This is a genomic window from Polyangium fumosum, from assembly GCF_005144585.1.
Classification (GTDB): Bacteria; Myxococcota_A; Polyangia; order Polyangiales; family Polyangiaceae; genus Polyangium; species Polyangium fumosum.
In genome coordinates this window covers 1-10,858 of the sequence record NZ_SSMQ01000148.1, presented here as the reverse complement: position 1 = coordinate 10,858, position 10,858 = coordinate 1, and the positions used below count along the sequence as shown (strand labels likewise).

At 70.1% G+C, this 10,858-nt stretch carries 11 protein-coding genes and 1 pseudogene; 7 read left to right on the top strand and 5 right to left on the bottom strand.

What is annotated here, in order from left to right:
* Positions 1 to 301 (top strand): RNA polymerase sigma factor (locus tag E8A74_RS50970; protein WP_269749950.1); only part of this gene is annotated, 301 nt, incomplete at its 5' end.
* A 51-nt stretch (positions 302 to 352) separates the two neighbouring features.
* Here E8A74_RS50970 and E8A74_RS50965 read toward each other — a convergent pair.
* Complete coding sequence (locus tag E8A74_RS50965) at positions 353 to 676, bottom strand: four helix bundle protein (protein WP_170230016.1); 324 nt, start codon at positions 674 to 676, stop codon at positions 353 to 355.
* Between the two features lie 189 nt (positions 677 to 865).
* Between E8A74_RS50965 and E8A74_RS53695 the strand changes: the two genes are divergently transcribed.
* Both E8A74_RS53695 and E8A74_RS50955 read left to right on the top strand, forming a co-directional pair.
* Entirely contained in the window at positions 866 to 1,087 is a 222-nt protein-coding gene (locus tag E8A74_RS53695) for a hypothetical protein (protein ID WP_170230014.1), read from the top strand.
* Positions 1,088 to 1,112: 25 nt separating this feature from the next.
* Positions 1,113 to 2,423: a cytochrome P450 gene (locus E8A74_RS50955; RefSeq protein ID WP_136936465.1), complete on the top strand. Its 1,311-nt coding sequence runs from the start codon at positions 1,113 to 1,115 to the stop codon at positions 2,421 to 2,423.
* A 214-nt stretch (positions 2,424 to 2,637) separates the two neighbouring features.
* Here E8A74_RS50955 and E8A74_RS50945 read toward each other — a convergent pair whose 3' ends face one another.
* The 4 genes from E8A74_RS50945 to E8A74_RS50925 form a co-directional block, all read right to left on the bottom strand.
* Complete coding sequence (locus E8A74_RS50945) at positions 2,638 to 4,080, bottom strand: ferritin-like domain-containing protein (RefSeq protein WP_136936464.1); 1,443 nt, start codon at positions 4,078 to 4,080, stop codon at positions 2,638 to 2,640.
* 312 nt (positions 4,081 to 4,392) lie between these two features.
* A complete protein-coding gene (locus E8A74_RS50935) occupies positions 4,393 to 5,472 on the bottom strand; it encodes an FtsW/RodA/SpoVE family cell cycle protein (RefSeq protein ID WP_136936463.1) in 1,080 nt (359 codons plus the stop codon).
* Positions 5,469 to 7,301 carry a penicillin-binding transpeptidase domain-containing protein gene (locus E8A74_RS50930; RefSeq protein WP_136936462.1) on the bottom strand — a complete coding sequence of 611 codons (1,833 nt, stop codon included), beginning with the start codon at positions 7,299 to 7,301 and terminating at the stop codon, positions 5,469 to 5,471. Before E8A74_RS50930 ends, E8A74_RS50935 begins: the two co-directional genes overlap by 4 nt.
* Before the next feature lie 260 nt (positions 7,302 to 7,561).
* The gene (locus tag E8A74_RS50925; protein WP_136936461.1) at positions 7,562 to 7,948 is read right to left on the bottom strand and encodes a hypothetical protein; all 387 of its coding nucleotides are present in this window, start codon (positions 7,946 to 7,948) and stop codon (positions 7,562 to 7,564) included.
* A gap of 155 nt (positions 7,949 to 8,103) precedes the next feature.
* Between E8A74_RS50925 and E8A74_RS56265 the strand changes: the two are divergent.
* The 4 genes and pseudogenes from E8A74_RS56265 to E8A74_RS50905 all read left to right on the top strand — a co-directional run.
* Positions 8,104 to 8,229 (top strand): annotated as a pseudogene (locus tag E8A74_RS56265) (AraC family transcriptional regulator); the annotation flags it as partial.
* 165 nt (positions 8,230 to 8,394) lie between these two features.
* Entirely contained in the window at positions 8,395 to 8,745 is a 351-nt protein-coding gene (locus E8A74_RS50915) for a hypothetical protein (protein WP_136936460.1), read from the top strand.
* Between the two features lie 217 nt (positions 8,746 to 8,962).
* Entirely contained in the window at positions 8,963 to 9,121 is a 159-nt protein-coding gene (locus E8A74_RS50910; RefSeq protein ID WP_136936459.1) for an RNA polymerase sigma factor, read from the top strand.
* 401 nt (positions 9,122 to 9,522) lie between these two features.
* Positions 9,523 to 10,854 (top strand): S28 family serine protease, encoded by a 1,332-nt coding sequence (locus tag E8A74_RS50905; protein ID WP_170230015.1) that lies wholly within the window; start codon positions 9,523 to 9,525, stop codon positions 10,852 to 10,854.
* Positions 10,855 to 10,858 lie beyond the last annotated feature (4 nt).

Below are 10,858 nucleotides of genomic sequence, written 5' to 3'. Positions count from 1 at the left end.
GGTGGCGCTCTACATCGCATCGAATCATCGGAAGCTCGCGCGGTATCGGACGGAAGAGCTCCCGGGAGAGCTCCCGGAGCCGGCGGTCTTTCCGCGGGTGATCGAGGGAATCGACGCCGCCCACCTCCTTGCGAGGGCCCTGCGCAAACTCGGTCGCAAGGTCGCTGCCGTGCTGGTCGCGTATGAGATCGAGGGCCGCTCGATGCCGGACATCGCCCGAATGCTTCGAGTCCGACGGACGACCGCCTACGCCCGCCTACAACTGGCGCGAAACCGTCTGGCGCTACACGCCCCCTTCTGACGCTCGGCGAAAACGGCGGGCCGCCCGGTGAGGGACGGCCCGCTTTACGCTTCACCGCCGCGTCAGCCGGTGCAGGGTAGCGATGATGTGGTCCAGCGAATCGCGCAGCTCATCATCCACCGCTTCTACGTACCCGAGTGCCTCTGCCACGTCCAGACACGCGCGAACCTCTGCCGCCGAGCCCATGGCCGTGTGCCATCGTGCCCGTTCGTTCCGCCCCTGCGAATACGCGCCTTCATTCAAGTTCAGCGGCACGCTGGTGGCGGCGCGCCGTAGCTGATCCGCGAGATTCGCATCCTTCCCGCTGACCTTCTCGATGACTGGCCGCAGCCGCCGCACCATTTCGATCGTCACGCTGTAGATCCTGAGAGCCATAGCTTCCTCCTTCCCCGACCGGGGACCCTTGTCCCGGGCCCGCGCGCGGAGGGTGGCGCAAGGCTGCGAGGCAAAGCCTCGCACCGCCCGGAGCCGCGCGGAGCGCGAAGCGCGAGCACGGCGAGGACGGCTTGGCCTTGCGCCACCCGAGCACGCGGGCATGCTCGCCCCCCCCGGACGAGAGCGCCTTTGAATTCGCGTCCGACACGCGGGAGCGGAAGCGGAGGCGGGGGCGGAAGCGGCAGCGGCAGCGGCAGCGGCAGCGGAAGCGGAAGCGGAAGCGGGGGCGGCAGCGGAAGCGGGGGCGGCAGCGGCGGCGGCAGCGGCAGCGGCAGCGGCAGCGGCAACCGGGATCTGAGCTGGCCCGCTGCTTGCGATACTTGGATGTCCTATCCCGAGAGCCTAAGCTGATAGAACAATCGAAGGAACGCACCCCATGACCCCTTTACCCAAAGGCCCCACCAACAACCTCCTGATGAACATCCAGGGGATCCTCGACCCCATCGGCTACACGCTGCGCATGCGGGAGCGCTACGGCGATCCGATGTCGGCCCCGAAGATGGACGGCAAACCGGTGCTGGCCACCGGCAGCGTGGAGGGTCTACGCGCCGTGTTCGCGGCGCCGCCGGAGACCTTCGACCAGATGCTGGTCGAGAACTTCACCGTGCTGTTCGGAGAGTCGTCGCTGTTCGCGCTCTCGGGCGCGCGGCACACGGCCATGCGCAAGCTGCTCATGCCGCCGTTTCACGGGCAGCGCATGCGCCTGTATGGGAAGCAGATCTGCGACCTCGCCCTGCAGCACTCCCGGGACTTCAAGCCGGGCCGAGAGCTCGTGGCGCAGGACCTCATGCACAAGATCTCGCTGCAGACGATCATCCACATCGTGTTCGGAGTCACTGCACCGGAGGAAGCGGCGCGCCTCGAGAAGCTGCTCGAGGCGCTGCGCGAGAGCTTCTCCTTCGGCCTGACCGTCACCCTCATAATTCCCTGGCTGCGCCGGGAGCTCTGGGGCTTCGGCCCGTGGGCGCGCAAGCTGCGCGCGACCCGGGACCTGCGCAACTTCCTCGATCCGGAGCTCGCCCGCCGCCGAGCCGAGCCCGCCGAGCGCACCGATATCCTGAGTCTGCTCCTGGAAGCCCGCCAGGAAGACGGGACGGCGCTCGACGACCAGCAGATCTTCGAGCAGCTCCACACGCTGCTCGTCGCGGGGCACAGCACGACCGCGGGCGCGCTCACCTGGGTGCTCTATTTTCTCGGACATGCGCCGGCCGTGTTGCGCCGGCTGCAGGACGAGCTGACGGCGCTGGGCGCGGATCCGGAGCCCGAGGCGCTGGCCAAGGCGCCGTATCTGGAAGCGGTGTGCAACGAGACGCTGCGTCTGCGCCCGCCCAGCCCGGGGGTGGGGCGCAAGCTGAATACGCCGATGCAGATCGCGGGCTACGAGTTGCCGGCCGGAGCAGGCGTGTTCGCGCAAATCATCTGGGCCCACCACGATCCCGCGGTCTTTCCGGAGTCGGAGGTGTTTCGTCCCGAGCGATTCCTGGAGCGAACCTATTCCCCCTTTGAATTTCTGCCGTTTGGCGGCGGGAATCGGCGCTGCATCGGGGCCGCGTTTGCGCTGTACGAGATGAAGCTTGTCCTGGGCACGCTGCTGCGGCGCTACAGCTTCGAACTCGTGTCCAAGAAGCCGGTGCGGGTGGGGCTGCAGGGTCTGCCCGGCTCTCCCGTGCGCGTGATCGTGCGGTAATTCCTGCCGCAGTGAATTCTGCTGAGTTGCGCCGACGTCCCGGAGGGAGCGGGAGCGGGAGCGGGAGCGGGAGCGGGAGCGGGAGCGGGAGCGGGAGCGGGAGCGGGAGCGGGAGCGGGAGCGGGAGCGGAAGCGGCGGCGGGGCATTCCGTCAGCGCGAGGCGAACGCCTCGGCAAAGCCCCGGGGCATTCAGCTCGCCCTGAAACCTCCCGCCTATGCCTCCGCCACGATGCCCTGCCGAAGCACATCGAGCAGGCATGCCGCCTCGGTAGGCCCCGGCAAACCCGCCGCGCGCGCCACCTCGGGGGCCGGGGCGCGCGTCGTCGACGCCGCGAGACGCGAAAGCGCGTCGGCCTGCGCCTGCTGGACATGCGCCCGCTCCTCCGGCCCGAGCCGCTCCATCGCCCAGACGTGCACCTTCCACGACAGGGCCGCGTGCCGCGCCTCGTCGGCCGCGATCTCCTGCATCGCCGCCGCGAGCTCGGCGTCTGCCGCGCGCCGCGCCTGATGGGCCCCCACGAGCGCCCCGAACGTCTCGCGCACGCAGCCCTCCACCGCGTTCTCCAGGGCGAGCGCGAAGAGCGCGCGGAGCGGCAACGCCTCCACATGCGGCGAGACGGGCGTGCCACCGCCGCGCGCCCGCGCGAGGGCCGAGACCACGTCCGCGTGCCGGACCTCGTCCTCGGCCGCCCTCCGCGCCTCGTGCACGAGCGACGCTGGCGCGCCGAGCGCGGAGAGCTCCGCCGCGAGCCGCTCGAAGGCGATCACGCTCGCCGCCTCCAGGTGCGCGGCGCGCGCGAGGAAGTCCCCGAGCAGAGACCGCCCCTCGTCCGCAGGCGCGCTCGTGAGCCCGGCCGGGACACGCCCGATGCACGCCGAGTCACGCTCGATCTCCTCGGTGCGGACCTCCTGGATCTCGCCGCTACGCCAGATGCGCAGCGTGTATCGCGTGGTGATGATCGGCGCGCAGTCCCTCGTGATCTTCGTGGCCGTCACGATGAAACCGTCCGGCGCCGCGCGCACGGAGGTGCGCTCGGCATTGTCGCAGGTGAGGTCGTATCCCATGGACTCCACGAGCAGCAGCGCCTCGTCGGGCGTGTCGATCGGGCCGAGGAGCGCGCGAATTTCCGGGACACCGACCCAGCGTCGCACCTCGTCGCCCGCCGTGGTCACGACCGACGTCTCGCTGCAGATCTGCAAGCAGCTCGTCGCCCGGAAGGGCTCCGGGTGCATGCGGATCTTCTGGTGGCATTCGCGGGTCGTGGCTGTCGCGCAGGCGGTGCCCACCTCGCTGACGACGTTGAAGTCGGAGAGCGTCCAGCGCTCCGGGCCCTCCTCCGAGGCCCGGATGCCGCTGAGGGTGCGGATGGCGAGGGAATCGAAGCGCCGCGCGGGCGAGAGGCCGCTCGCCGAGATGGGGAGGTACGTGCCGGGCGCGCAAGGCACTCCGCGGGCCACCTGCGCGTTTCCCGCCTCATCGACGGCGTCCGTATCCGCGGGCTCCGCGAGCGCCTGCGTGGGCTCGGTCGTGCAGCCCTGGGCGAGGAGCCCGGTCACGAGGGCGACGCGCTGGGCGCGCTCGAAGATGCGCGCGAGCCATGACTCCACGGATTCATCGGGATCCGGGTTGCAATCACGCAGGAATCGATGGGCCATGAGGATCTCCCGAGCCCGCGCGTGCACACAGCGAACGGCTCGACCGAATCCATGGCAACACGCATGCCGCGGGCGTGCGGCTCGCGTGTGGTGCTCGACGCGAACGACGTCGGAGACGGCGCAGGGGCGTCGGAAACGGGAATGGAGGCGGAAGCGGAAGCGGAAGCGGCAGCGGGAGCGGGAGCGGGAGCGGAAACGGAAGCGGCAGCGGAAGCGGGAGCGGGAGCGGGAGCGGAAACGGAAGCGGCAGCGGAAGCGCGCCGAGCCTGTGGTGGAGAGGCGGATCAGCCCGGCGAGGCTCAGGGGCCCTGGCTACGCCGTGGTGGACCGCCGGGCCACGCTCGCGAGCAGCCCGACGCCCACGAGGCACGTGAACGCGCTCGAGCCGCCGTACGAGATCAGCGGCAGCGTGACGCCCACCACGGGGAGCAGGCCCATCACCATGCCGGCGTTGATCACCGCCTGCCAGAACACGATCGCCGCGACGCCCACAGCGACGTGGGCCTCGAAGCGGTCGCGCGCGCCCGCGGCGATGCGCAGCGCGGCGAGCACCAGCGCGAGGTAGAGCGCGAGCACCAGCGCCGCGCCGGCGAAGCCGTGCTCGTGCGCCCAGACCGCGAAGGCGAAGTCGCCGTGGGCCTCGGGCAGCGGGTAGGGCTCGCTCCCCGCGAAGCTGCTAGCGCCGAGGAGGCGGCCGGCGCCGACGAGCCGCAACGCGTGGTCGCTCTGGTAGCCGTTGGTCATCGGATCAGCGCCGTGAACGAACGCAGCGAGGCGCGCGCGCTGGTAGTCGTGCAGGGTGAGCCACACGGCCGCGAGGCTGCCGATCGCGCCGATGGCCAGGGTGACCCGAGCGCCGAGCGAAAAGCGCTCGAGCGCCAGCGCCGACGCGGCGATCAACGCGAGCACCCCCGCGGTCCCGAGATCCGGCTGGAGCAGCACGGGGGTCAGCGTGCAGGCGAGGAGCCCCGCCGGGAGCGCGAGATCGCGGAGCGGTCGCGGGCCTTCGGCGGGACGAGAAAAGCAGCTCGCGAGCGCGAGCACGAGGCCGAGCTTGAGGGGCTCGGACGGCTGCACGTTGAGGCGCCCGAGGTGCAACCAGCGGTGCGTGTCGTGGACCCCCGATGCGGCGAACGTGGCGAGGGTGGCGAGGATCAGCGCGCCGTGAATCAGCAGCGCTCGGCGGTCCTGGAGCCGGCGGAGATCCGCGCGCGCAACGAGGAGCGCCGCGGCCGAACCGACGAGGAGCCACGCGAGCTGCCGGGGCCAGAGCGCGCTCCTTCCCGGGAAGGCGAGCCCCGCCGCGTGCACGGTCGCGAGGCCGACGGCGGCGAGCGCGACGGCGGCCGCGACGACGACCACGACGGGACGGTTTCGCAAGACGCGCATCATCGGGAGCCTCTTTCCTTGCCAGCGAAGTAGGCGCGCAGCGTGTCGTCCGCGATGGCGGTCGCGGTGCGGTGCGACGAGAAGGACCGGCCCTGGACGAGGACGACGATGGCCACCTCGGGGGTGTCCGCAGGCGCGAAGCCCGCGAACCAGCCGTTCGTGCCCGGCATGCGGAGGGGGCGCGCGGGCGGCTCGTCGTCCGGTGGACCGCCCTCCGCTTCGATGTCGGTCACGGGCACCAGGAAGAACTCGCGCGAGTCGGACGCGCCTCTCGTGCCGGCCACGCTGGCTTGCAACCCGCCCAGCTCGCTCGCACGGGCGCGCAACGCGGCGCGGACCCGCGCGAGATCCGCGGCTTCCACGTCCACCTGCCGCGCGGGTGCTGGTACGTCGCTCACGACGATCTGCGGCGTGCGCACCGTGCCGCCGTTCGCGAGCGCCGCGTAGGCCACCACGAGCTGGATCGGCGTCACCCGCACGACGCCCAGCCCGATCGCGGTATTGAGGCTGTGGCCCGCGCGAAAGGGGCCCGGAGCGGCGCGCTCGAACCAGGCGCGGGTCGGGACGAGCCCGGCGAGCTCTCGGCCCATCTCGATGCCGGTGGGCGCGCCGAGGCCGAATTGCCTGGCCTTGCCGACGATGGCGTCGAGCCCGAGGCGCGCGGCTTGATCGTAGAGCCACACGAAACAGTTCTCGGCGAGGGCGTGATCCAGATCGACCCGACCGTGGGTGTGCGTGCAGCGGAACAACCGGAGCCCGAGGGGGTAATACCCTTTGCACTCGACCGGATGCTCGGCAGCAGCGCGATCCGAGGCGAGCGCCGCCAGCGCCGTGAAGGGGTTGAGGGTCGAGCCCGGCGGTTCGCTCTCCAGAAGCGCGCGGTCGAGCTCGGAGCCCGCGGGGACGGCCACGCCGCGATCGAGCAGGTTGGGATCAAACGCGGGTCGTGATGTCATCGCGAGCACGCGGCCGGTGTGCACGTCGATCAGCACCGCGGCGCCTTTGTGCTGGTCGTGGCGATCGAAGGCCTCGTCCAGCGCGCGCTCGAGATCCATGTCGAGGGTCAGCGTCACGTCGTGTCCGGCGATGGGCGCCGTGCCCTCGCGCCCCGCGGGCACGACGACCCGGTGCGACGCGGCCACGAAGCCGTGGCCAGGCGTGCCGCGCAGCGCTCGATCCTGCGCGCGCTCGACGCCGGTGCGGCCGACGCGATCGCCCGGCCGTTTGCCGGGATCCTTCGCGAGATCGGCCGGCGAAACCTCGTTCATGTACCCGATCGCGTGCGCGCCGAGGGGGCCAAACGGGTAGCGCCGCCCCGCTCGTTCGACGAGCTTGATCCAGGAGAGCGCGCGGTCGTCGCGGATCGCCTGAAGTCGCTCGGGATGGACGTCGCGGCGCACGAGGAGCAACTGATCGCGTTTCGCTGCGGGCACAGCGTCGAGCTTCTGGCGGAGGCGGCTGCGCTCGTCCTCGCTGAGGCCGAGCGCGGCGGCGAGGCGGGGCACCTTCTCCTCCGGTCGGGCGAGCATCCGATCGGGGACGACGTAGGCGTCGACGGCGACGCGATCTTCGGCGACGACGCGGCCGCGCGCGTCGCGGATCACACCGCGGCTCGGCGCGAGGCGCACGCGTTTCACGCTGGCAGCTTCGAGGCGGGCCGCGTGCTCTGCGCCGTGCACGATCTGCAGGTGGACGCCGCGAACTGCGAGGCCGAGGAGCGCCGCGCCGACGAACCACGACATGCCTCGCACGCGGCGTCCGAGGTGGGTGCGCGCGTCGGGGGCGCTCGTCGCCTCGTGGACATCGGGGATCGGGGCGGTGTCGTCGGGCATCACGGTCCTCCGTACATCGAGGGGTCGTCACGCGTCGTGAGAGCAAAGAGGAACGCGTCGAGGGCCCGCCGGTCTTCCCCTTCGTCGACGGCGAGCGACACGTCAATTCCGCGAATCGGACGGTGTCCGACACGTGAACGACGGGAGCGACTTTCAGGCGTGTGTGAGACACGTCTCTCGTCCTGGAATCGCGCACGCGCACGTGCACGGAAGACGAGCGCGCCGGGCGGCAACCGCAGCGCACCGGCGTCGAGGAAGCGTCAGTTCAGATCGAAGTACACGTCGAAGGTGCGTTTGTCGTGCTGGGTTCGCACATAAAGCTCCTCGAACACCGCGTGTCCGGGGAGGCTCACGTAGGCGCGTGAAGCGGGCGGCGCCGCTACGATCTCGGCAGGAAGCAGGGGGGCGTCACATAGGAGCCCTCCCTCGAAGTTGCTTTTCCATCCGATTGACTTCTTGAGGAGGATGCAAGTGCGCCCATCGGCGAGCCGCGCCACGTGCACCCGGGCATCCGCGCTCGCCCCGACAAGATCGCCCGGGAGGGAAATCTCTTGCGTGGATTGGGGCGCGACGCTCTGCGCATGCACCCACGCGAGCACCCGCACGTCCCGTGCACTCCCCCCACATCCCACACCAAAGAGGCTCATCAGCGCCCCCAGGTAGTGCCCCCATTGTCGTTGCCTCAACGTACGCATCCCTCGTAGCCGTCGTCCGCCCACTGCGTGAATCGGGATGAAGCTTCCGCCCCCGCTCCCGCTCCCGCTCCCGCCTCCGCTCCCGCTCCCGCTCCCGCTTCCGCTCCCTGGAAGGGAAGCGGGCGGCGACGCACTGGGCGATGTGTGATCGGCTCGAGAGGCAGTTTCCTTCCATCGAGGTCGAGCGCGACGCGATCTTCGTGCAGGCGGGGCCGGTGTGGACGTCGGCGGGACGGCGCAGGCCGCTCGCAGGCAGAAAACGTGACCGTTCCCTGGGAGGCTCTCGCTGGGGGGCGGGATATTGTACGCTGAACTTCTGCGGAGCGCCCTGAGGCGCGCGGATCGTATCGAGGTCTCGAATGAAGAAGAGTTCGCTCTCCCCTTGCCGACGTTCACCCATGTACGCCGTCTTCGCGTTTTTTGCCGTGTCGACGGCCGGCGCTTGCAGCGGTCAGGCGCCAGCGTCCAGCGACCAGGCGCCCGCCACGCCCCAAGCGATCGGGGCGTCAACGACGTCTGTCAGCGCGCCGCCATCGTCCGACCCGCAGCCCACCGCGACGGTCGAGGAGCCGCAGACCGCGCCCACGAATACAGCAGGCACGCAGGTCCCCGCGGCAAGCGGGTGCGACCCGGCCAAAGAGCCGCACCGCAGATACCTCGGCGACAGGGAAAAATGCATGCTCATGAAGTTTCGCTGCGAGCCGCCGCAGACGATGTTCTCCAATGCCTGCGGCTGCGGCTGCGAATAGCATTCGCATCAGCAGGTGACGCGGTGGCTGGGATAGCGGGAGCGCGAGCGCGAGCGCGAGCGGGATGCAGGGGATCCCGCTGGGGGACGGCGAAAGGGTCGTCGGGCGGAGGTTTCGTTATGCTCAAGATCGATGACGTCGTTTTGGTGATGGCTGGGGACGCGGCTCGGATTGCCGAGCGGATCGAACGGAAGGACCGGGACCTGGCTCGTCATTTCTGCGGAAAATAGGTCCACGCATTCGGGCCGTGGTGCTCCCGTACCTGGAGGGGCATTCAATCCGGGAGATTGCGGCAACGCTCGGAATGAAGCCCAAGGCCGTCTACGGCCGCCTGCATCTCGCTCGGGAGCACCTGAAGACGCTCGCGCCTGCGTGAGTTCCGCTTGCGCTTCCGCTTGCCGCTTCCGCTTGCCGCTTCCGCTTCCGCTCCCGCTTCCGCTCCCGCTCCCGCTCCCGCTCCCGCAACGCCCTCGACGCTCCGAAACACACGCGCGCCGCCCCGACATGCCGCCCCTCACCCGCGCCGAGGACTTGGAGCGCGCCTCTTCAAAATGCAGGTGCAGCGCTGGATCAAGCGGTACGGGATCGAGCCGGAGACATTCAAGAAATAGGGGCGCGAGCAGGATGCAACGGGTGCAACCGGTGCAACAGGGGGTGCAACCGGTGCAACCACCACGCAGCAGCCGGAAGCACGCGCGTTGCAGAGAGCAAGGCCACGAATCCTCGCGCCACGGCGCCCATTTTGGCCTGGCACGCTCGCTGCCATGGCTCCCCGCCATGCGCACTCTGCTTCTTCCGCTGCTCACCATCACCCTGGCCTCCCTTTCGCTCGTCGCCTGCGGCGGCGACGACACCCACCCCGATTCCGGCACCGGCGGTGCGGGCGGCTCCGGCGGCTCCGGCGGTGCGGGCGGCTCCGGCGGCTCCGGCGGCTCCGGCGGCGCGACGTCGGCCGATATCTTCGAGAAGCTCCAGGACATCGAGAGCCTCACGGTCACGGAGGAGGAGACCGAGATCCCTGGCTACCGCTATTTCGTGCTCACGATTGACCAGCCCGCGGATCACGACGATCCCTCCGGCGCGCGCTTCGAGCAGCGCCTCGTGCTGCATCACCGCGACCCGGCCGCGCCCGTGGTGCTCGCCACCCAGGGCTACAACCTCTATCCGGAGTACCAGTGGCTCGACGAGCCCGCCGAGCTGCTTGCCGCCAACCAGGTCCGGGTCGAGCACCGCTTCTTCACCCCCTCCCGCCCGGAGCCCGCGGACTGGTCGCAGCTCACCATCGAGCAGGCCGCCGCGGACCTGCACCACATTGTCGAGGTGATCCGGCCGCTCTACGAGGGCAAATGGATCTCCACCGGCGGCAGCAAGGGCGGGATGACCTCCGTCTATCACCGCCGCTTCTATCCCGACGACGTGAACGGCACCGTCGCTTACGTCGCCCCGCACAACTTCGGCGACGCCGACCCGCGCTACCGCGACTTCGTGGCCCAGCGCGGCGACGCGGCCTGCCAAAAGGCCCTCCTCGACTTCCAGCGCGAGGTGCTGCTGCGCCGGCCGGAGATGCTGGCGCGCATGCAGACCCAGGCCATGGACGCCGGCCTCACCTATGAGCTGCTCGGCGAGGATCAGGCCCTGGAGACCGCGGTGATCGAATTCATCTTCAGCTTCTGGCAGTACGGCGACGCCAGCCACTGCGCCGAGATCCCGCCCACCTCGGCGAGCGACGACGAGGTGTGGTCGTTCTTCGACCTGGTCTGCGGCCCCTCGTTATGGTCCGACGGGGCCACCCTCGCCTACGAGCCGTACTATTGGCAGGCGGCGGTGCAGCTCGGCTATCCGGGCTACGCCGAGGAGAACGTCGCTGATCTGCTCCTCTACCCCGGCTTTGACGTGGCCGCCTCGTACACGCTGCCCGGACCCGGCAAGAACCCGACCCTGGACCCCCAGGCGATGCAGGATGTCTCTGCGTGGCTCACCACCGAGGGCTGTAGACAACCATCCCGATCCGCAGAAATCCTCGATCTCGACAGCGATCACGAGTTCGCGCTGGCCTGCGAGGTCATGAGTTCGCCGCCGCGCTGGGCGCTTGCCGTGTGGGTGGCGTGATCGA